This window comes from Sphingosinicella soli (assembly GCF_014199685.1).
Lineage (GTDB): Bacteria > Pseudomonadota > Alphaproteobacteria > Sphingomonadales > Sphingomonadaceae > Sphingosinicella > Sphingosinicella soli.
The window spans coordinates 62,292-82,213 of the sequence record NZ_JACHNZ010000002.1; the positions used below are offsets into that span (position 1 = coordinate 62,292).

The 19,922-nt window shown below is 66.6% G+C and carries 26 protein-coding genes and 1 pseudogene; 2 read left to right on the forward strand and 25 right to left on the reverse strand.

The features are described 5' to 3' along the window. Positions 1–2 precede the first annotated feature (2 nt). From GGQ98_RS01700 to GGQ98_RS01750, 11 genes are all read right to left on the reverse strand, one after another. Positions 3–1,742: a relaxase/mobilization nuclease domain-containing protein gene (locus GGQ98_RS01700; RefSeq protein WP_184064145.1), complete on the reverse strand. Its 1,740-nt coding sequence runs from the start codon at positions 1,740–1,742 to the stop codon at positions 3–5. A gap of 244 nt (positions 1,743–1,986) precedes the next feature. Beyond that, entirely contained in the window at positions 1,987–2,748 is a 762-nt protein-coding gene (locus GGQ98_RS01705; protein WP_184064148.1) for a lytic transglycosylase domain-containing protein, read from the reverse strand. A gap of 3 nt (positions 2,749–2,751) precedes the next feature. After that, a complete protein-coding gene (locus GGQ98_RS01710) occupies positions 2,752–3,087 on the reverse strand; it encodes a DUF736 domain-containing protein (RefSeq protein ID WP_184064151.1) in 336 nt (111 codons plus the stop codon). 45 nt (positions 3,088–3,132) lie between these two features. Beyond that, positions 3,133–3,678, reverse strand: coding sequence for a S26 family signal peptidase (locus GGQ98_RS01715; RefSeq protein ID WP_184064154.1), 546 nt, complete (start codon positions 3,676–3,678; stop codon positions 3,133–3,135). Then, positions 3,675–4,181: a DUF2840 domain-containing protein gene (locus tag GGQ98_RS01720; protein ID WP_184064157.1), complete on the reverse strand. Its 507-nt coding sequence runs from the start codon at positions 4,179–4,181 to the stop codon at positions 3,675–3,677. Before GGQ98_RS01720 ends, GGQ98_RS01715 begins: the two co-directional genes overlap by 4 nt. Further along, positions 4,178–4,429, reverse strand: coding sequence for a hypothetical protein (locus GGQ98_RS01725; RefSeq protein ID WP_184064160.1), 252 nt, complete (start codon positions 4,427–4,429; stop codon positions 4,178–4,180). Before GGQ98_RS01725 ends, GGQ98_RS01720 begins: the two co-directional genes overlap by 4 nt. After that, a complete protein-coding gene (gene parA, locus GGQ98_RS01730) occupies positions 4,426–5,064 on the reverse strand; it encodes a ParA family partition ATPase (RefSeq protein WP_184064163.1) in 639 nt (212 codons plus the stop codon). The genes GGQ98_RS01725 and parA overlap by 4 nt, the downstream gene beginning before the upstream one ends. Next, complete coding sequence (locus tag GGQ98_RS01735) at positions 5,061–5,351, reverse strand: helix-turn-helix transcriptional regulator (protein WP_184064166.1); 291 nt, start codon at positions 5,349–5,351, stop codon at positions 5,061–5,063. Before GGQ98_RS01735 ends, parA begins: the two co-directional genes overlap by 4 nt. 152 nt (positions 5,352–5,503) lie before the next feature. Continuing rightward, a complete protein-coding gene (locus GGQ98_RS01740) occupies positions 5,504–5,980 on the reverse strand; it encodes a DUF2285 domain-containing protein (protein WP_207791192.1) in 477 nt (158 codons plus the stop codon). Between the two features lie 76 nt (positions 5,981–6,056). After that, positions 6,057–6,284: a transcriptional regulator domain-containing protein gene (locus GGQ98_RS01745; RefSeq protein ID WP_184064407.1), complete on the reverse strand. Its 228-nt coding sequence runs from the start codon at positions 6,282–6,284 to the stop codon at positions 6,057–6,059. 125 nt (positions 6,285–6,409) lie between these two features. Next, positions 6,410–6,673 (reverse strand): DNA -binding domain-containing protein, encoded by a 264-nt coding sequence (locus tag GGQ98_RS01750; protein ID WP_207791193.1) that lies wholly within the window; start codon positions 6,671–6,673, stop codon positions 6,410–6,412. Between the two features lie 187 nt (positions 6,674–6,860). On the opposite strand from GGQ98_RS01750, the gene GGQ98_RS01755 reads away from it, so the two are divergent. Beyond that, a complete protein-coding gene (locus tag GGQ98_RS01755; protein WP_184064376.1) occupies positions 6,861–7,088 on the forward strand; it encodes a helix-turn-helix domain-containing protein in 228 nt (75 codons plus the stop codon). A 167-nt stretch (positions 7,089–7,255) separates the two neighbouring features. Here GGQ98_RS01755 and GGQ98_RS01760 read toward each other — a convergent pair whose 3' ends face one another. The 3 genes from GGQ98_RS01760 to GGQ98_RS01770 form a co-directional block, all read right to left on the reverse strand. After that, on the reverse strand, positions 7,256–7,579 hold the full coding sequence (locus GGQ98_RS01760) for a DUF736 domain-containing protein (protein WP_184064176.1): 324 nt from the start codon (positions 7,577–7,579) through the stop codon (positions 7,256–7,258). Positions 7,580–8,165: 586 nt separating this feature from the next. Then, positions 8,166–8,609: a hypothetical protein gene (locus GGQ98_RS01765; protein ID WP_184064179.1), complete on the reverse strand. Its 444-nt coding sequence runs from the start codon at positions 8,607–8,609 to the stop codon at positions 8,166–8,168. Positions 8,610–8,757: 148 nt separating this feature from the next. Next, positions 8,758–8,925, reverse strand: a complete 168-nt coding sequence (locus GGQ98_RS01770) for a hypothetical protein (RefSeq protein ID WP_184064182.1) — start codon at positions 8,923–8,925, stop codon at positions 8,758–8,760. 320 nt (positions 8,926–9,245) lie between these two features. Here GGQ98_RS01770 and GGQ98_RS01775 point away from each other — a divergent pair, with 320 nt between their 5' ends. Continuing rightward, a complete protein-coding gene (locus tag GGQ98_RS01775) occupies positions 9,246–9,455 on the forward strand; it encodes a hypothetical protein (protein ID WP_184064185.1) in 210 nt (69 codons plus the stop codon). A gap of 74 nt (positions 9,456–9,529) precedes the next feature. Here GGQ98_RS01775 and GGQ98_RS01780 read toward each other — a convergent pair whose 3' ends face one another. The 11 genes and pseudogenes from GGQ98_RS01780 to GGQ98_RS01825 form a co-directional block, all read right to left on the reverse strand. Then, positions 9,530–10,459, reverse strand: coding sequence for a DUF2493 domain-containing protein (locus GGQ98_RS01780; RefSeq protein ID WP_184064379.1), 930 nt, complete (start codon positions 10,457–10,459; stop codon positions 9,530–9,532). A gap of 315 nt (positions 10,460–10,774) precedes the next feature. Beyond that, complete coding sequence (locus tag GGQ98_RS01785) at positions 10,775–11,821, reverse strand: DUF7146 domain-containing protein (protein WP_184064382.1); 1,047 nt, start codon at positions 11,819–11,821, stop codon at positions 10,775–10,777. Between the two features lie 107 nt (positions 11,822–11,928). Continuing rightward, positions 11,929–12,123, reverse strand: a pseudogene (locus GGQ98_RS18215) (DNA primase); the annotation flags it as partial. Continuing rightward, positions 12,123–16,457, reverse strand: a complete 4,335-nt coding sequence (locus GGQ98_RS01790; protein WP_184064188.1) for a strawberry notch family protein — start codon at positions 16,455–16,457, stop codon at positions 12,123–12,125. The gene GGQ98_RS01790 and the pseudogene GGQ98_RS18215, both read right to left, overlap by 1 nt. Before the next feature lie 94 nt (positions 16,458–16,551). Continuing rightward, complete coding sequence (locus GGQ98_RS01795) at positions 16,552–16,863, reverse strand: DUF4326 domain-containing protein (RefSeq protein WP_184064191.1); 312 nt, start codon at positions 16,861–16,863, stop codon at positions 16,552–16,554. A 178-nt stretch (positions 16,864–17,041) separates the two neighbouring features. Beyond that, positions 17,042–17,686: an antitoxin of toxin-antitoxin stability system gene (locus GGQ98_RS01800; RefSeq protein ID WP_184064194.1), complete on the reverse strand. Its 645-nt coding sequence runs from the start codon at positions 17,684–17,686 to the stop codon at positions 17,042–17,044. Continuing rightward, a complete protein-coding gene (locus tag GGQ98_RS01805; protein ID WP_184064197.1) occupies positions 17,679–18,089 on the reverse strand; it encodes a hypothetical protein in 411 nt (136 codons plus the stop codon). The genes GGQ98_RS01800 and GGQ98_RS01805 overlap by 8 nt, the downstream gene beginning before the upstream one ends. Positions 18,090–18,160: 71 nt before the next feature. Next, a complete protein-coding gene (locus GGQ98_RS01810) occupies positions 18,161–18,433 on the reverse strand; it encodes a hypothetical protein (RefSeq protein WP_184064200.1) in 273 nt (90 codons plus the stop codon). Next, the gene (locus tag GGQ98_RS01815; protein WP_184064203.1) at positions 18,430–18,846 is read right to left on the reverse strand and encodes a hypothetical protein; all 417 of its coding nucleotides are present in this window, start codon (positions 18,844–18,846) and stop codon (positions 18,430–18,432) included. The genes GGQ98_RS01810 and GGQ98_RS01815 overlap by 4 nt, the downstream gene beginning before the upstream one ends. Before the next feature lie 84 nt (positions 18,847–18,930). Further along, on the reverse strand, positions 18,931–19,350 hold the full coding sequence (locus GGQ98_RS01820) for a DUF6915 family protein (RefSeq protein WP_184064205.1): 420 nt from the start codon (positions 19,348–19,350) through the stop codon (positions 18,931–18,933). Positions 19,351–19,360: 10 nt separating this feature from the next. After that, on the reverse strand, positions 19,361–19,840 hold the full coding sequence (locus GGQ98_RS01825) for a DUF6878 family protein (RefSeq protein WP_184064208.1): 480 nt from the start codon (positions 19,838–19,840) through the stop codon (positions 19,361–19,363). Between the last annotated feature and the right edge of the window lie 82 nt (positions 19,841–19,922).

Below are 19,922 nucleotides of genomic sequence, written 5' to 3' on the forward strand. Positions count from 1 at the left end.
TATTACAGGCCGAGGCCCCGCTTGCGGCCGAAGCTCCAGTCGATGCCGCCATCGCCGCGCGCGAGGCCAGAGACATGGCGGCCGAGCTGGTTCTCGAGCGAGGGAGACCAGGGTACGAGCTGGAAGCCGAGCCCGTCATCAATCATCGCGAACCGGCCGGAGGCGAGCTCGAAGCGCTGCCGGTAGGCGCCAGCGACGTATTCCCCCGCCGTGGCCTTATTGAACGGGCGGCCGCTCTCTGCCGCGAGCTTAGCGCCCACGGCGTCCAGGTCGCGCCGGCGTAGCGTCTCGATCAGGTTACGGCTGAAGCTGACGCCGCGACTCTGACGTTCGGCGAGGCCTTGGCCGATCAGATGTTCGGCGCGCCGGTCCAGGGCTTCGCGCACCTCCGCGCCGAAGCCGCCACCACCGAGGGCGACCGGCTCGCGGGCAATGGCCTGACGGTCGAGCCAGGTGGCGCCGGTCGCCGTGATCTGCCGCTCGATCGAGATGTCCGAGCGAACCGCCAGCGCCACGCGCCGCCGGCCTTGCGAATCATCGAACTTGCGCAGCTCGACGATCGAGCCCGGCGCGCCGTCGCCGGCGGCATCGAGATCGGGTAGCTTGATGTGGTGAGTGCGCCCGTCCGCACCGTCGACCACGGCATAGGCCGTGCCCTTCAGCTCGTCGTCGAGGCCACGGGCGACCAACCGGCCGACGACGGGATCGTCCAGGCTCTCGCCAGCCAGCACATAATTGGCTGCGCCACGCTCGATGCCCCGCTCGGCCAGGCCGCGATGAATGCGCTTGATGATGTCGCCGCGTTCGCCCAGCTCGCGCAGCGTTGTCTCAGCGCTCTCCGACATGGCCCATTGGCCGGGACCGATCTGGCTGGCGAGCCCGAGCGATTCCAGCTTGCGAAGGCGTCCGACCTTGAGCGCATGGAACTCGTCGGGTTGGCGGTCGGGATGCGGCGCGAGATCGATGACGCCCGTGCGGGTGCTGTCGCGCGCGAGCTGCCGGTCGAGGTTGGTCCAGCGCTCGGCGGCTATCTGGCGTTCGAGCGTGCGGCGGATCTCCTGATCGGTGCGGGGGCCGAGCTCCTGGGTGATCAGGTCGCGCGCCCGATCGCGCATGCCTTCCTTGATGTAGTCGCGGGAGATGACGAGGTTCTCGCCGTCCTCGCGCACGCCGCGCACGATCAGGTGGACATGGGGATGCTCGGTGTTCCAGTGATCGGCGCCGACCCAATCGAGCTTCGTGCCGAGGTCATTCTCCATCTGCCCGACCAGGTCGCGCGCGAAGGTCTTGAGGTCGGACATCTCCACGGCGTCGTCGGGCGAGACGATGAAGCGGAAATGATGCCGGTCATCCTCGCACCGCTCCGCGAACGCTTGTCGATCGGCATCGTCCGTGCCGGGGCCGAACAGCCGGGCGTTCTCTCCGTCCCGGGTGACGCCCTCGCGGCGCAGATAGCTGAGGTGGGTCGCAAGTGGCGCGCCCCGTCCTGCGTGACGTACGACACGCGCCTTGACGACTGCGCCGCGCGAGCGTGACGTGATGAGCCGATTGGCTTGCACCGACGCGCGCTGGCCCCGGCCGAACCGGGAACGGTGGTTCGGCCCGATCGTCCCCTTGCGGGAGACCGTTCCGCCGGCGCGCTGGGCCGCCGCCAGTGCCTGCGCGATGAAGGGCCTGGCGCGCTGCGCGCTGGTCGAGCGGATGCGGCCTGGCCGGATGCGGAAATCGTCCTCGCTGCTCATCGCCGCGAGCCCGCACATCGCGCCATGGCGCGGATAATCTTGGAGAATCGCGGAAGCCGCAGGCTGCGCCGGTCAGGCGCACCTCGCGAATTCGAAGCGTAAGCCCTTGAAAAAGCACAACCGAACCGAGGCGCACATCGCGCCCCTTTATCCTGCCATCGTACGGTCGTGTTGCCTCGCTCCCCCCTCAACGCACTCCATGATGCGCCGGAGCACGCCAGCCTACGATCCGGGCAGAACGCGGTCATTGCGGCCCTCGACCATCCGAGCGCGCGACGAACAGGCCCGAGGATTGCGGGACGATCGCGGAAGTCTTGCGCGCCGGAGCTGCTGCCGGAGCGTCGTCCGGATGGCTTTCCGTCTGCGCTGGATCGACACTGGTCATGCCGTCAGCGCGCGTGATGAACAACGGCGCGCGAGTCCATGCGCGAGGATCGGCCGCGGCGACGGTGATTGCACCGGGCGGATCATCGCCGCCGAAGGAAGGGACCAATGCGGCAACATACGCGCGGGTTTCGGCCGGCAACGGGCGGCCCGCGAGATATTCCTCGTAGCGCCCTGGTCCCGCGTTATAGGCCGCAAGAAAGCCCGGCGAACCGTAGCGATCATACATCTCGCGCAAGTACGCGGCGCCGGCCAGGATGTTGTCGCGCGGATCGTAAGGATCGCGGCCGAGCCTATGGCGGACGCGCAGCTCCGCCCAGGTATCCGGCATGATCTGCATCAGGCCCATCGCGCCGGCAGAGGAGATCGCGCGCACATCACCGGCGCTTTCCGCGCGCATGACAGCGCGAATCCACGCAGCCGGGATGCCGAAGCGCCGCGCGGCCTCTTCGATGTGAACGGCGAACGGATGCGTCGGCGCCGTTCGCGTGGCCGGCACATCCTGAGCGTTCGCTGTGGCGCTGAGCGGCACGGCGAGGATCATGCCGGAAAGGAGAAGGAAGGCTGTCAGTCGGACGGCGCTTAGCCGCCCGACGACAGTTTGATAGCGCGGGACAGACATCGTTCAGTCCCGCTCGCCGCGTTTGGGCGGACGGTTCCAGAGCAGACTCCAGATGGATTTGTCCTCGGTCGATTGGAACAGGTTAGCGCGTATCGGCTGGGCCAAGGTGGGGTCGTCGATCTGCAGGGAGACGTAATCGCCAGCCTTTTCGCCGGTGCGTTTCCATCCGGCGCCGATCTCGGGTCCGTCGTCATTGCCGTGATGAACACGATAGTCCGGTGCATTCTCGGCGTCGGTGTGTTCGGCGGGGATGAGCACGATCTCGACGTCCAGTGAGAGCGTGCGGATGTGGCCGGTGTAGCCGTTCTTGGTGCGCGTGAATTCGCCGATCTGTGGCATGGGACGACTCCTTTGTTATGCGGTGAGGTCGGATAGGCGCGTCGTTCACCGCGTCGCGGCGCGCCATTCGAAGCGGCCGCTGCCGTCTTCATCGGTCCACAGCGGCATTGCGCGGCCGATGATCGAGCGGGTGGAAATCGGACCGAAGTAGCGGCCGTCGAGGCTGTCCTCGACGGACCAGTTCATGAGGAAGATTTCGCCGTCGGCGATGCGCCGGCAGCCCTGCCAGACGGGCAGATCGCGGCCGAGACGGTCGCGCGCTAGCGCTTCGCCCATCGCGATGCCGTCGACGGCGACGTGTGCGCCGGTGCGGCAGACCTGCTGCCCCGGAAGGCCCGCGACACGCTTCATGAGGGGAACGCCGCGCGGCAGGTAAGCGTGTTCGGCGAGGAACGACGCGAGCGGCTCGGGAGCGTCCACGGCGACCAGGTCAGTCATTTCAAGGCGTGGCGGCCGATCGAGCGAATAGAGTCCGATCGGTGTGCTGGCGGAGGCGTTCCAGATCAGCCTCGGCGTGATGTGGATGAACGACAGGCCGCCGATCAGCATCACGGTGAAGTACGTCGTCATGACGTAGCCGAAGCGGGTCATGGCTCGACTTTCCGGCGCAGAAGGATGGCCCGGTGCTGTTCGATCGTGTAGCTGCGCGGCTCTTGGCCGGCGGCGAGACGATTGTGAACGTGCCGCCAATGATGCGGCGTGACCTCGGTGGGATTGATGCCGATCGCCTCGATCGCGTCGACGATCTGAAGGACGCGTTCGACCTTTGGCCAGCTCTCCGCCTTCAGCAGAATGTCGCCGCCTGGGCGCACGAAGGGGAGCGTCTGATAGGGTTCGCCCGGCGAGATCGCGCGCACGATGTCGATGCGTGAGATGATCGTCCCGAAGTCGTTGGACGCCCAACGGACGAAGGCGAAAACGCTATGAGGCGGGAAGCTGACGACGCGCCGACGGCGGTCGAGAATCTGTTCGTGGACGTCCTGGCCGAACCTGATCCAGTATTCGATCCTCTTCTCAAGCCAAGTCAGCTCGACATGGGTCAGACCGACGACAGTCGGCGTCGCCACGCGACGCAAGTCAGGAGCGCCGTTCATGGCGTGCCTCCTTCGGTCGGAGGAAACTCGCGGGCGAACAGCTCGCGCAGCATGTCGGCGACGGTGAGGCCGCGCTGGAACGCGGCGATCTTGATCTGGCCGCGCATGTCGGGCGTGACGTCGATCGTAAGCCTCGCCGTGAACGCCGCGTCGCCGTTCCGAGCGGGACGCGGATCGGAGGCTTTGACCCAGCTCTCAGGATCGACAGGACGCGCAGTGAACCCGCGTTTCTGGGATCGCCCGGTCATGGCGCGATCCTCCCGATCTCGGCACAGAGCGCGATGATCTCGCGCGCTGCCGGGCTGTGTTCGTTGATTTCCGAGACGAGGCGTCCGGACCGCGCCGCGTCGGCGAAGGCGACGCGCTGGCCGATGGTGCTGGTGAATACCGGCGGGTCGTGATCGGCGAGTGTCTCGGCCGTCTCGCGCGCGATGACAGTGCGCGCTCCACACCGATTCAGCACGAAGCGGGCGGCGAGTTGGGGGCGATAGATCCGCGCCTCGCCGAGCAGCGAGAGCATCTCCGCGGACGCCCAGCCATCGAAAGGCGAGGGCTGCACGGGGATCATCACCAGGTCGGCGGCAAGCAGCGCGGACCGCATGAGGCTGGCGACACGCGGTGGCCCGTCGATCACCACGTGATCGGCGCTTCGTGCCAGTTCCGGCGCTTCGCTATGAAGCGTATCTCGCGCCAGACCGACGACACCAAATAGGCGTTCGAGGCCTTCGCGCGCTCGCTGCTGAGACCAGTCGAGCGCCGAGCCTTGGGGATCGGCGTCGATGAGAACGACGCGCTTTCCTTGCCGAGCCCATTCACCGGCGAGGTGCAGCGCGAGCGTCGTCTTGCCGACGCCACCCTTCTGATTGAGGATCGCGACGATCATGACGCGCCGCCGCGTCGCACGGGCATTCCCCCGGCGGGCGTCGCCTGTCGCTTCGCAGGGTGGACAACACCGTGGCCCGGATCCGACGTCGACTGCCGTGTGCCGCGATCGGCCCAAGCCTGTAGATCGTCGAGGGCATAGACAATGCGGCCACCGAGCTTGCGATAGACCGGTCCCGTGCCGTAGGTGCGGTGCTTCTCCAGTGTGCGACCGGATAGACCGAGGAAGCGGGCCGCCTCGGGTGTGCGGAGATAGCGTGGCGGGGGATCGAGTCGCGCTGCTGACATTGGGGCCTCCGGGGCATCGGCTGCCCCGCCGGCGTGCGGTGGCGAAGCGGCGACCACGATGGCGAACCACCGGCGTCAGGGTGGATGACGGAGTGAGACCCCTGCGAGCGCGTACCCCTTCGACTGGTTTTCGATGAGAGCCGGGGTGCAGGTCAGCGGCCGGCGAGCAGGCGGAGATAGCCGCCGCGCACCATTGTCTGCGCGTCCTTGACCAGGCGGATCGTCTGGGCGCGGATGGACGACGTCTTCCATTCAATCGCGGACTGCTGGTGCGACTCGAACAGCACCGCGGCGATTTCGCGATACGTGGCGCCGGACGATCGGCCGTCTAGCGCTCGCACCATGCGTACCAGCCGCAAGCGGTGGCGCGGTGTAAGCGTGAGCGCGCGCGGCAACGGACCGGCGGCGCGCCCGAATAGGCGGTGTTGGAATCGCAATGCCGCTTCGGCGCGGATGCGGAAGTTGTCGTCGAGCGGTAGCAGGACGGCGAGGGGCTGAGCCGGATCGATGGCGCCGACGACCAGATAGTGATCACCGTCGGGATCGGCTAATATGATCGCACTCCCGTCTCCGGGCTGCGCATGCAATGTGGCGTGGGTTAGGTCGAGTTGTTCGAGCCTCCGGGCCATCCGAAAGACTGAGGGCGCCGCTTCAAGTGTCAGAACGCTGGCGAGCAGCTCGGGCTGCCAGAAGATCGCGGTTTCGCTAGCGGGCCAGTCGGGGTCGAGCGGGAAAGCGCAACCCCCATTGCAGGGCTGCGCTCCTATGGGGCAATGAAGCGCCTGGCCGGCTGGCCGGGGCGCTGCGCAGACGGTCATAGTCGCTGCGATAGTCGGGATTCCGGCGCAGAAACTCCCACGCGAACCCTTGCCGCTCCAGCCGGTTCAGTGCGCGTTCGGTTGTCTGCAATCGCCAGTCCGGCGGCTCGGCCATACGCGTCTCCTCGTCCGCGCTTTGAGGGGCCCCCTGCACGCTAAGCTTGCCGCCGCCCAGACGCGGCGGAAGTCCCCAAAACTGCGGGGCGCGATGCCCCGTACAACTGGGAGGAGTGTCTCGCTTTATGACACGCGGGGACGAAGGAGCTCGCGATAGCCCGTCGTGGTCATCCAGCGGGCGCGGGCGAGATGGCTCTCGTGAACTATTCGGGCGCGGTCCGGATCGCGGTCGGGATCGAGCGCGAAAAGAATCTGCACCGCCTCACGCCAGTCAGCGCCTTCGGCGGCGGCGTCGAGGAGCCGAATATAGAGCGCAAGATGGCTTTCATCGTAAGCCGTGAGACGGTCGCTCTCAGGCGGACGATCCTGGAAGGTAATGACGGTCATCGACACGCCCATCTGGTTTGGTTAATCGATCGTATCCGCATCGCCAATGCAAACCAGACCGACATCCGAAATTTCCCGATGCTTTTCGCGCATCGCGCCGGCCCACTGGCGGCATCGCGCGCACGCCCTCGTGGCCGTGTATTATAACACGTAGCGATATAATACTCGATTGTCTCCTATCCTGCGGATGGACATTCGCAGAATCTTTGGAGCCAACGTCAGGAGGTATCGCGTCGCGGCCGGTCTGAGTCAGGAGGCGGTCGCCGTGAAAATGGGCGTGGACCGCGCCTATGTGAGCGGCATGGAGCGGGGCCAGCAGAACGTCACGCTGTTGACCATGTGGCATTTGTCGGAAGCGCTGGGCGTGAGGCCCGCCGATCTTCTGGATGAGACGGTGGAGGAAGCTGAGACATGAGTCTCGGCGAATCGGGATTGCGATCCGACTCGGGCACGTGATCCGCGCCGCCGCAGCGGCGGAAACGTGCAAAGCCGCCAACGTGGAAAACCGACAAGACGGAAAGCCGGATCACCGGCCTCGAAGGCCTTGCCCCGCCCGAGGATCGGGCGGGGCGTCGCAGGCGGTTAGTCGGCGCGGCGGCCGTTGGGGCGGGACCAGATCAGGCTGTATCCCTCGCCGCCCTCGTCGTCGAAGAGGTTGGCGTAGATCGGAGCGGTGAAGCTCGGATCGTCGAGCTTGAGGCCCAGGTAATCGCGGCCCTCGTTGGAGCGCTTGGCCCAGGCGGCGCCGATCTCGACGCGGCCCACGAAGACGCGGTGGCTGGGGGCGTTCTCGCCGGAGCGGTTGGCCTCGGGAACAATGCGGACGTTCTTCGCCTGGACGCTGAGGGTGACGATTTGGCCGCTGAACTCGTTGCCGGTCTTCTTGAAGGTGCCGATGGTCGCCATGGTAATTCTCCTTGATCTCTGTTTCGAGCCCGCACCATGCGGCCTCGATGGCGATCGGTTGGCCGGAGGCGATCGACGGCGCACCTGCTTGCAGGCCGAAGCGCAGCGGAGGATGGCAGCCAAGCGACTTTGTTGTTTCGCGAGGAATGCCGGCGAGAGCCGGCAGGGGAAGAAAGTCGATCGGCGCCATTGCGGCATAGGCGGTCGAGGCGTAGCCGGCCTTCGGCCAGATCAGCCCATCGAAGAGGCCGCTTGGAGTGCTCGATTAGACAGAGGTGTATCGAGGAGAACATGGCTCGACCCGTCGCCTTCCCCGCGGGACCGGCACGTTAAGCGCAACATTCCGTATCGGTGTCCGGCGGACGAAAGCGGGATCGTCACCCGGCAGCGCAGACGAAAGACGCCTCAGGGATTCGCCATCGTGGTGCTGAGCGAACCTCTTCGCAGACTGGCTTGCGTTTCCCGAAGGGCTTCGATGTGGGCCGCTCGGGTCTAGTCGAGGCGCGCTCCGTGGCATCGTCCTGCCAACAGACGACAAGGACGGCGAGTGGAAGCCGCGTTGGGCCGCCCCTTCGATGCAGCGTGCTTAGGCGCGCGCGATTCCGCCTTGCCCCGAGGGCGTGGGCCCGGCCAACGTCGTCACGCGAACGAATGCCGTGACGCCGACTGCAATGGTGCCGACCACAGAGAAGATGACCTGCCACGTCTCGGACGGCATGGTGTGTTTCACTATGCCGTGGGTGGCGTGGTAGCCGGCGATTGCGGCCGGCGCGACGAAGGCGATGGCGATCGCGAGCCTTAGCCAGAGCGGCTTCACGAACCCGAGCAAGAGCTGGCCGACGCCGAGAGTGACCAAGCTCGCGACAAATCCAAGGGTAATAGCTCCGAGCCATCCTGCGCCTGTGCCGTAAGCCCATGCGCCGACTGTGACGCCAGCGAACAAGGGCAGCGCATAGACCGCAAGATAGAAGAGCAGACAGCAGAGAACGCCGATCGCGGCGATGCTGGCGATGATACCGATGAAGATCATGGCGGTGTGCTCCGTGAGATAAAGGTCTGACGGTCGCGCCTTCCACCACCACCACGGCGCGACCATGAATATAGCCGCAAACAAGCGCCAGCGGGAGCGGAAATCCCGCTGGCCTTCTGCGGTGCAGCTTACGTGGCAGTTCGCCCCTTCATGGTTGGAAGGGGTCGAATTCGTGGATCACGGCGCCGGGATCGCCGTCATATTCGGCGGCGAGCATGACGCCGTAGTTGCCACCGTCAGCATGAAAGACGACGACGCAGACCATGAGGGTGGTGGCGAGGTTCCAGCCGTTGGCGAATGCGAGGGCTTGAGACATTGATCCGGCTCCTGTGCTGAGGCGGGGCCATCCCCGCGCGACAGGCGCCCGATGTGTCCGGCCGAGGGCCGCAATCACCGCGAAGGCGAAGACAGAGCGGCGGCACGCTTCAGCGTAAGCCGACCCCTTGTGGGTTGATGGCGTCAGGCCTCTCGGGCGGACCAAGGATCAGCGCCGATAGACGCGGGGTGGCACCCGCCGACAGAGCCGCCACTCAAAGGCGGTCGCCGACAATGTGTGAAACCTCGTTACCCTCACGGTGCGCTGACCGATCGGCTAAGGTGTGTTTACGAGTCGATATGATGGTTGAGGCATGCGGCATGGCGGAGTTCACGGGTCGCGACCTGCATCTGGTGAAGAAGGCGCTCTCCATTGCGTTGCTGGCGATCGAGCGGCGGCCAGGGCCGTTTCAATCGGCGTCCGATCAAAGCGATATGAAGGCGCTGCTCGATGACCTGATCGAGAACGATACGGAGTTGGCGCATTATGCTCGCGCGGCGCGAATCGCTGTGACGGGCGAACCGGACTGAAAGGCGGTTTCGCGGAAAGCCATTGATCGGCCTTTGCGGTTTCACGTCATTACACAGGAAGGGTAAAGCGGCGCTCACGCGCCGCCGAATTTCCAGACCGGGATGCCGAGCTTCTTCGCCTTGTCAGCGAGGTTGTCCTGGATGCCGGTGCCGGGAAAGTGCAGCACTCCAATCGGCAGCACTTCGAGTATTGCGTCGTTGCGCTTGAACGGCGCGGCCTTGGCGTGCTTGGTCCAGTTCGGCTTGAAGGCGATCTGCGGAACCTTGCGGTTGTCGGCCCATTTGGCGGCAATCAGCTCGGCGCCCTTCGGCGATCCGCCGTGCAGCAACACCATGTCCGGGTGCTTGGCGTGGACCTGGTCGAGCTTGGCCCAGATCAGCCGGTGATCGTTGAAGTCGAGACCGCCGGTCAGAGCCACTTTCGGTCCTGCGGGTAAGAGCACCTGGTTGTCGGCGCGCTTCTTCGCCGCCAGGAAGTCGCGGCTGTCGATCATCGCCGAGGTCAGGTTGCGATGGTTGACCTTCGAGCCGTTGCGCGGCCGCCAGGCTGAGTGGGTGTGGCGCTCGAATTGGTCGGCGGCTTGGTCGCGCATCAGCTCGAAGGCGTTGCGCCGCTCGATCAGCGTCTGACCTTCCGCCGTCAGTCGTTCCAGCTCGACGGATTTGACCTCGCTGCCATCCTGTTCCCGTTGCGAGCGCTGCTGCGCCAGCTCGTTGTCGTCGAGTTCGCGTTCGGTCCGTTCGATGGCGCGGTGGAAGACGTTCACCGTCGACCAGAGCAGGTCGTCGAGGTCGGGTTCGAGGCGAGTGTCGGCCAGCGCCACCACGAGGGCGTCGAAGATGTCGGAGATACTGGCGGCGAGGATCTGCGCTTCGGGAAGCGGCCTAGGATCGGGCTCGTCGTGGAAGGGACGGTAGCCATAGAGCTGGAGTTCGTGGAGGACCTGGTCGGTCGGGGATGAGCTGTGGTGCGGCTCGAATTCGTCGTCGTGGTCGGTGGTCATCGCGGCTTTCCTCGTCGGATCGACCGCGCCCATCGCGGCCTTCATGGCGACGAAGGCTCACCGGCGGGACGGACTGGCAGCCCGAGCGCAGCGAGGGCCTTGATGGCTAAGGCCGGCTATTTTGCTTCGCGATGGAAAGGCGGGCCTCGGCCCGCCGCCGGAAAATAGCCGGCTGCCGCCATTGCCCGGCCGGCGCGACTGTGAGCCCGATCGCCCTCTGAAGAAGGCCGTGGGTGTGGTCCTCTCCGGCGCTGACGGAAAGCATGGCCGCCGACCCAGTGGCGACGACGCTGCTGCGCCCCATCCCCGTTCCGGCTATGCCGCCAGCTCCATGAAGCGGGCGACGTCCTGTGCGGCGATCTGCACCCGGCCGATGGCCCGGAGCGCGTCGACTCCCAGTAGGCGGAGATCCTCGTTGAAGTCTCCGAGCCGTGGCGAGATTACGATCGGCTCGATCCCGGCCTCCTGCGCTCGCTCGATCAACGTCGCCATCGCGCCGTCACCGGCGGGATCGTCGTCGCGGGCGATGTAGAGTCGCCGCAGCGTGTCCGGGAACAGGATGCCGGAGAGATGCGCCGCCGAGAGCGCCGCGACCATCGGCAGGGTCGGAAGGACGCATCTGAGCGACAGCATCGTCTCTATCCCTTCGCCGGCCGCGAGGACGTCGCTGGCCGCACCGAACCGAACGGCATGGCCGAGAAGGTCGCCCATCGCCCGTCTCGGCGTGTCGATCGGCGCCTTGCCGAGCGTCGCCTCCGTGAAGCCGCCAGGATCGAGCCAGGTGCGATGCGCGCCGGTCAGATGGCCGGAGAGATCGGTGACGGAAGCGATCATCGCCGGCCAGGTCTCGGTCGGCGCATGCTCGTCCGGGCGATAGTAGCACCGCGGGTGAAACCGCAGTGCGCCCGCATGGTGGGCTTGCTCTATCCCGCGAGTGCGCAGATAAGCCTCGGCCAAGGTGCCAGCGAGCGGCTTCGCCATGGCCCACAGCCGTCGTGCTGCTTCGGGCGAGCCCTGCGGTGCTGACGGTCTTGGCGTGGGCGTCGGTTCGGCGCGCGGCAGCGACAGGAAGCGTCGCGCCTCCTCGGCGACCGCGCGGAACTCGCCCAGCCCGCAGCTCTCGCGGATCACGTCGAGCAGGTCGCCGTGCTCGGCCGAGGCGGCATCGGTCCAGCGCCCGGCGGCGCCGGGGCCGGAGTCCGGCCCGCTCAGCCGCACGTACATCGACCGGCCGGGCGTGTTGCGCACGTCGCCCACCGTCCAGTAGCGACCCTGGCGTCGACCCTTCGACAGGTAATGGCGGCAGACCGCCTCGGCGTCACGGGCGAGCCGACGCGCCAGCTCGGAAGCGTCGCGGGGCATCACGCGACCCTCCCCGAAGCGCTGACGTTATGTTGCGGAGAAGCTGCCGATCCCTCGCAACACCGCCGCCCGGTGCAGGGCCGCAACATAACTCGCGGCGCAACATAATCGGTCCATTTGCCGGCGGGCCCCCTCGGCGACTCCTTGAGCCGGACGAACATCGAGCGACCCGGCGTGTTGCGGACGTCGCCCACCAGCCAGTAGCGGCCCTCCCGCCGTCCGGCCGAGAGGTAGTGGCGGCACACCGACTCGGCGTCGCGCGCGAGACGGTGAGTCAGTTCGGACGCGTCGTGGCGGGCCATCACGCGGCCTCCCGCTCGCCAATACGCTCGACGGGATAGTGGTCGAGCACTTTTGCCAGCACGCCGGCGCCGGTAACGTCGGTCGGCACGAACATGCGCAGCTTCCAGGAGATGATCTCGCTGAAGAGGCCGTAGGCGCGCAGGCGGTCGCGCATCGTGTCGGTGAAGCCCGACAGCTCGATGCGGTGGGCGCCCATGACGCGCGCCCGATGGAGCTGCACGCCCTCGGCAAGGTCGAGAACGGTACGCCCCTCCATCAGCGCTGCGAAGGCCGCATCCGGTGTCAGGGTGGTGGCCCCGGTCACGGAGGCGTTCGCGGCCCAGTCCGGAGAGACCCTGCGGCCGATGATGCGCTCGCCCGCGTCGGTCTGGAGCCGATAGACTCGCGTCGACTCGTTCGGCAGGCGCTTCCAGATCGGCAGCAGCAAGCCGGCGACGATATGGATCACGCTGTCGGCGAACTCCGGCACCTCGGCCACTTCGCGAGCCCATGCGGTGGCGAAGGCATCGCGCTCCGCCGCGTGCCAGTGGCTCTCGTCCATCATCTTCAGCGAGGCGTGATGGTGCTCCATCGGCCGGATCAGCCGAACCCGGCGTTCGATCTCGCCATCGTCGAGCATCAGGCTCGGCGCCGGAATCTGCACGGCCGCGCGGGCGGAACGCTCGTTGACCAGCAGCATAGCGCGAGGATCGGCGAGATGATCGAGCGCCTCATCGAGCGTCACCGGGCGATTGCGCCGGCGTTCGGTGATGGTGAGCAGCCCGGTCTCCGCGCCCGTCGCGGGATGGGTGTAGATCGCGCGGCGATCGGTGACGACGAAGCTCTCGGCCCGCAGCGTCTCCAGGCCAACATCGTAGACGCCACCGGCGATGGCGCCCTCCACCTTGGCGTTCAGCAACTGCTCGAATGCCGTGAACAGCACGCCCTGAAGGTCGATCGTGAGCGCCAGCAGGCGGTTGAGGAAGGTCGTGATCGGCGGCAGCTCGTCCTTGATGCCGTTGGCGTCCATGAGCTTCAGGCCCGTGGCGTCCTCGAACATCTGGAGCGAGCAGCCTTCGATCTTGCCGCGCACGAGCAGCATGTAGAGCTGGCGCAGGGCGCCGCGGGCGTAGTGCGATTCAAGATTGTCTTCTGGTCTGAAGAGGCCCTGGCCGCCGGTCTGGCGCTGACCGCGGGTGATGGCGCCCAGCGTGTCGAGGCGGCGGGCGATGGTCGAGAGGAAGCGCTTCTCGGCCTTCACATCCGTCGCAATTGGCCGGAAGAGTGGCGGCTGCGCCTGGTTGGTGCGGTTGGTCCGCCCGAGACCTTGGATCGCGGCGTCGGCCTTCCAGCCGGGTTCGAGCAGATAGTGGACGCGCAGCCGGCGGTTCCGCGCCGACAGTTCGGCGTGATAGCTACGCCCAGTCCCGCCCGCCTCCGAGAACACCAAGATGCGCTTCAGGTCGTCCATGAAGACGGCCGTTTCGGCGAGATTGGCGGAGGCCGCTCGGTTCTCCACGACGAGGCGGTCGCCCTTGCGCACCACACGGCGCGAACGTCCGGTCACTTCGGCCACGAGGTCCGTGCCGAAGCGCTGGACGATCTGGTCGAGCGCGCCGGGCACTGGCGGGAGCGAAGCGAGGCGCTCGATCAGCGCGTTGCGGCGGGCGATAGCGTCGCGGCTCTCGACGGGCTGGCCTTCTCGGAAGACGGGCCGGGACGAGAGGTTGCCCTCGCTATCGGTGAACGGCTCGTAGAGCTGCACCGGGAAGGAATGGGCGAGATAGTCGAGAACATACTCGCGCGGCGTGATGTCGACGCGGACATCGTTCCATTCCTCAGTGGGGATCTCGGCGAGCCGGCGCTCCATCAGCGCCTCGCCGGTCGAAACGATCTGGATGACGGCGGCATGGCCGTCGGCCAGGTCCTGGTCGATCGAACGGATCAGCGTCGGTGTCTTCATGCTGGTGAGCAGGTGGCCGAAGAAACGCTGCTTGGCGCTCTCGAAAGCCGAGCGGGCCGCCGACTTCGCCTGCCGGTTCAACGTGCCGGTCTCGCCGGTGATGTTCGCCGCCTGCATCGCGGCGTCGAGATGGTTGTGGATGATGGCGAAGGCGCCGGCATAGGCGTCGTAGATGCGCCGCTGCTCGGCAGTGAGCTGGTGCTCGATCAGCTCATATTCGACGCCGTCATAGGAGAGCGAACGGGCAGCGTAGAGCCCGAGCGAGCGCAGGTCGCGCGCCAGCACCTCCATGGCGGCGACACCGCCATCCTCGATCGCCTCGACGAACTCCGCGCGCGTGGCGAAGGGGAAGTCCTCGCCGCCCCAGAGGCCGAGCCGCTGGGCATAGGCGAGATTGTGGACGGTCGTCGCGCCGGTGGCCGAGACATAGACCACACGCGCGTTCGGCAGAGCGTGCTGCAAGCGCAAGCCGGCGCGGCCCTGCTGCGAGGGCGCGACATCGCCCCGCTCTCCCTTGCCGCCACCGGCGTTCTGCATGGCGTGGCTCTCGTCGAAAATGATCACTCCGTCGAAGTCGGAGCCCAACCATTCGACGATCTGCCGGACGCGCGAAAGCTTCTCGCCGCGGTCGTCGGACCGCAGCGTAGCGTAGGTTAAAAATAGGACGCCTTCGGCCAGCGGGATCGGTTTGCCCTGCGCGAAGCGCGAGAGCGGCGTGATGAGCAGGCGCTCCATGCCGAGGGCGGACCAGTCGCGCTGGGCGTCCTCGAGCAGCTTGTCGGACTTGGAGATCCAGACCGCCTTGCGCCGGCCCTTCAGCCAGTTGTCGAGGATGATGCCGGCAGACTGGCGGCCCTTGCCGGCGCCGGTGCCGTCGCCCAGCATGAAGCCGCGGCGAAAGCGGACGGCGCTCGGAGCATCGTCGCGGGCGGCGGTGACGAGATCGAAGGTCTCGTCCACCGTCCAGGCGCCGGCGAGATAGTCGCCATGCGCCTCGCCGGCGTAGATCACCGTCTCGAGCTGGGCGTCGGACAGGAGGTTGTCGCTGACGAGGTCGACCGGCAACCGCGGCCGATAGCTCGGCTTCGGCGACGCGACCGATGCCATGGCGGCGGACTGCACCAGCTTGGTCGGGTGCGCCTGGGCTCCGGGAATCCGGATCGATTGGAGCCGGTACTCCTCATAGATCGCATCGCTGAGACGCGCGCCCTCGGGCGGCGTCCAGTCGATCGTCTCGTAGTCGAGATCGACCGCCTCCGGATCGGCGACGGACGGCTTGGCCGGCCCTGCCGCAGCGGCGCGGGCGAGATAGCCCCGCACCGTTCGCGGCGCGGCGGCGGCCGACACGGGGATCGCGTGACTCGGCGCAAGCGCCAGACGCGCCGGAACATGCTCCGCGATCCAGCCGAGCAGGGTGGCGATGTCGGGCGCGATGCCCCGCGATTCCGGCAGCACAGCCGGGTCCTCGGCGGGCATCTTGTCGATGACGATCAGCCGCGTGTCGATGGTCGTGCCGTGCTTGGCATACACCGCTCCGTCGATCGCGGCGGTGAAGACGATGCGGCCGCGTTCCTGCAGATGGACGAAGGCGTCGCTCCAGGCCGGGGCGTCGGGCCCGAAGTTTGCGCCGGTGATCGCCACCAGCCGCCCGCCATCGGCGAGACGCGCCAGGGCGGAGGCGATGTGGCGATAGGCGGTGTCGGCCATGCGGCCGGCGACGTTCGCCATCGCCGAGAAGGGCGGGTTCATCAGGATGACGCTCGGGACGACGGCGGTATCGAGGTGATCGTCGATCTGGGCGGCGTCAAAGCGCGTGACGGTGACGGCCGGAAATAGGGAGGAAAGCAGCGTCGCCCGGGCCTCGGCCAACTCGTTCAGGACAAGTGCGCCGCCGGCAATCTCGGCCAGGATGGCGAGGAGCCCGGTGCCGGCCGATGGCTCCAGCACCCGGTCCGCCGGGGTAATGGCGGCAGCGGTTAATGCCGCCAGGGCGAGCGGGGTCGGCGTGGAGAATTGCTGGAAGGCCTCGCTCTCGGCGGAGCGGCGCGTGTGAGTCGGGAGAAGCCCCGCGATCTTGGCCAGGGCGGAAAGTCGTGAAGCCGGAGAGTCGGCTTTGCGGAACAGCGCCTTTCCGTATTTGCGGAGGAAAAGGACCGTTGCGGCCTCGCAAGCGTCATAAGCCGTCTTCCAGTCCCAGGCGCCGGAAGAGTCGGAGGCGCCGAACGCCGCTTCCATGGCGGCGCGCAGGATCGCGGCGTCGACCCGCTGGCCGTGCTCGAGATGAGGGAGGAGTTGCTGGGCGGCGGCGATGATGGCGCCGAGGGCGTCGGGATGAGGGACAGGCGACAGCGGCGCGGCCTGGTCGGCCGCGATCTGAGAAAGATCGTTCATGAAGGGAGCCTCGGGAGAGCGGGAACGGATGAGCCGGCCGGCGCTCTCTCTCGGACCGCACCGGCTCAAACCCGTCCCGGCCGCCCTCTTCCTCTCATCGCGCCGCCGCCTTCACAGCGCGCCACCACGCAATCCGCTCGTCGCGGCTGGCGTTGGCCAGTCGACGCAGGAGGTCGCCGTGGCAGGGGAGCGGCGCGCAGAAGCAGACGAGGTCGCGGCCGCGCAGCTCGTCGAGCGCGCGCAGCAGATGGTGCTGATCTGCGAGCCAGCGTTCGTGCTTTGCGATGACGGCGGCTCGATCGCCTTCGGGGCCGATCCGGAACGGATTGCCCCATTTGCTGCCGCGGCCGATATAGACGGCTTCGGCTGGAACGCCAGTCACTCGCTTGTTGAGAACCTTGCACATCTGCTCCGCCTCCGATCTGTTAGGCGGTCTCCGCGAAGGACGGCGTGAAGCGGCGACGGTCACGCGCGCCTTGCGCGGAAACGGCTTGCCCGTTGACCGGCGCCGCGCGGCGTCCAGGCAAGGCACGCCCGAGGATCGTGGGCGGCGCTACAAGGTTCGGAGAGCGAGGCGCTAACCGTCAGCCGAAACGGCGGCCGGTATCGGTGAAGGTGTAAGCGTTGTCGGTGATGGCCTCATCGACGGCTTCGTCCGAAGTGAGGTAGTCGTATTCGCGATCGAGCTCGCGATAAAGCCAGCGGGCGAGATCGCGCAGCGCCTCGATGATGGTTTCCTCGGCGTCGGCGGTCATATCCTGCCAGGTCGGGCTGTCGCGCTCGACCGAGATCGCCATGCTGTATTCGTGGTGGTAGCGGTCGCGATGCGCCACGGTGGCGTGGAGTTGGTAGAAGTTTCGCTTCTGGATCGCCTGCAGGACATCGGCGATCCGATGAAGCTCATCGTCCTTCGGCGCATGACCGCGAATCGTCCCCGGTGCGCCCGTCGCGTGGCCGTAGCGCCCCTCGAAACAAGCGCCGTCGCCCTGACTCCAGAAGCCGGAAAACCAGATGCAGGGCTTCTGTCGTGTGCCGCCACCGTAGAGGCGAACGGGGCTGGTCTTGAGCTCGACGCCGATGATCGCGCAGACGCGCTCGAAGTCGTCATAGACGAACTCGAACCAGTCATGGTCGAAGTCGGCCTGCCGATACCAGGCGCGTGCCCTATCCTTCGCCGCGTTGTCGAGTTCATCGAGACGATAGACGGTGGTTTCGATGATCTCAGGCATCGGGGTCGCCTCCATCGAGAGCGATGACGAGCCATTCGTTGGTGCTGATCCAGCCGATGCTTTTGCGGGCGCCGAGATCAATGACGTGTGCGCCGCCGCCGAAGGCGTCGAGGCGCGGCTTCGAGCAAGTGTTGGCATATTCGAAGCCCCAAAGGCCTTTGAGGTCGAATTGCTCCGCGCACAGCAGGACGAACTCGATCACCCGTTCGGGATCGCCGGTGGCGTCGTCGCGAATCCAGAGCTGCGATCTGCCCTCGCTGTCCAACGAGAGAAGGAAGCCGTCGGACAAGGAGAACCCGTCATCGTCCGCTGGCGCGTGGTTGTAGAGTTCGAGAGCGCGGGCTGCGTTCTCGGGTGTGCCGACATCGAGAAGGCACGAGAAATGGGTGAAATAGTCGGCCATGTCAGTCTCCTTAGAATGCGAAAGCCCGGCGCGGTGGCCGGGCTTCGAGGGGTGGATTGTGGGAGCGGTTGTCAGGCGGCGGGCGCATCGTGGATTCGGTCGTCGTCGAATTCGACGTCCTCGATGACCTCATCCCGACCGTCTGGAGTCAGCCGGTCGATGTAGGCGATAACGCCTTCGCGCCGTTCGTCCGTGTCGATGTGCTCGGGATAGGTGGTGGATTCCATCGCTGTTCGAGCGGCCACCTTCGCCTTCTCGATGGCCTCGGCGTCGGTGCGTGCTTCGACATTGACGCTGTCGAAAGCGCGCAGCCAGAAAGCGATCTTGACGATGTATTCGGTCATGACACGCTTCCTTCGTCGTCGGGATCGCGGGCGCCTGCGAGGATCGCCTCGGCCTTCGCGATCGCGGCGTGAACCCGCTGGCACCAGAACGGTTCGTCGGCCAGGCCGCCATCGGGCGGGAGCGCGAAGACTTTGAGCAGGCCGAGCAGAATCTCGAAGTGCTCGGCCTTGCGCTGAAGGGCCTCGCCGAAATGCGACGGGATCGGAAGCGCCGGGACGCTGTAGGGCGGGACGTCGCCCGGCCAGGCGCCGGTCACATAGGTCTCGCCGGCGGATTCGTAGTCCTCCCTCTGCCCCTCCCAGTCATCGTCCTCGATGGCGAGGCGGCAGGCTTCAACCAGCGTGTCGGCCTGGTAGCTGCGCTGACGGTAGATCGGAATGCGGTAGGTGGTTTCGATGGTGAACGTGGACATGATGGTCTCCAGAAATACGAGAGCCCGGCAAGGCCGGGCTCGGGTGGGGTTTGAGGGTGGTTGCCGTTCGGAGCGCTGGGGCAGCTAGGCGGCGCTGGCGTCCAAAGGAGGCGGTGCGGCGCACGCGTCGTCGGTGCTCGCGCCGGACGTCACGGCGAAGGGATCGACCAGCTTGTGGATCGGCTGCGCGCGACCCATCCAGGGCTGGGGGCGAATGCAGCGCACCCAGTCGGCGAAGCTCGGAATGAATCCGAGATCCTCGACCACGTGCTGTTCGCCGACCAGGCGCACCGGAACGACGCGGCCAGTCGAGATCGTGATCGTCGGACCGAAGAAGCGCTCCAGCATGAAGATGCCTTCGGCGTGATGCCTCAGCGCCCGGTGGCGGAAGTCGGCGGTGATCGCCTTCGACTCGTCGAACCATTGGTGCAGCGGCAGATAGTCTTCCGCGACGCCGCCCCATTTCCTCACCGAGGAGAGGGCGTGGTGATAGCAATGTCCCATGGCCGCCTCCTCAGAACGTGTGGGTATAGTTTTCGGAGGCGGTGTAGCGCTCGTTGTAATCGAGCGTGATCGTCTCCTCCGCGACGTCGAAGACGATGTCGCCGTATGCGCCGTCGTTGTTTTCCCAGCCGCAATGGGTCTTTTCGAGAACGTCATAGGCCAAGCGCTCGACCGCTTCGGCGAGGCTGACGGACGAGCGCGCCGGTTCGGCGTGGTCCCAGACGGCCTCGGCGATTTCGATGGCCGCGGCAGGCATGGTGACAGGATCGTCGCCGGCCTGAGCTTCGACATTCTCGATCTGGCCGGAGTCGCCGTAGCCGTCGAAGCTGACGACGACGCGGGTGACGCCGGCGAGCGTCAGTGCGTTGAGCACCGTGGCCTTGTTGAGGGTGAAAAGCTCGGCCTCGAGCTTGGCGCGTGCAACCGCCTTCATCTCCCAATCGGAAAGCGGCGCGGCGGGTTGCGGCGTGGTGTCGGATGTATCGGTCATGACGGTCTCCTGAAACGAGAAGGCCCGACGCGGAGGCCGGGCTGTCGGGTCGGTTGAAGGGAAAGAGACGCGGGACGGCCGA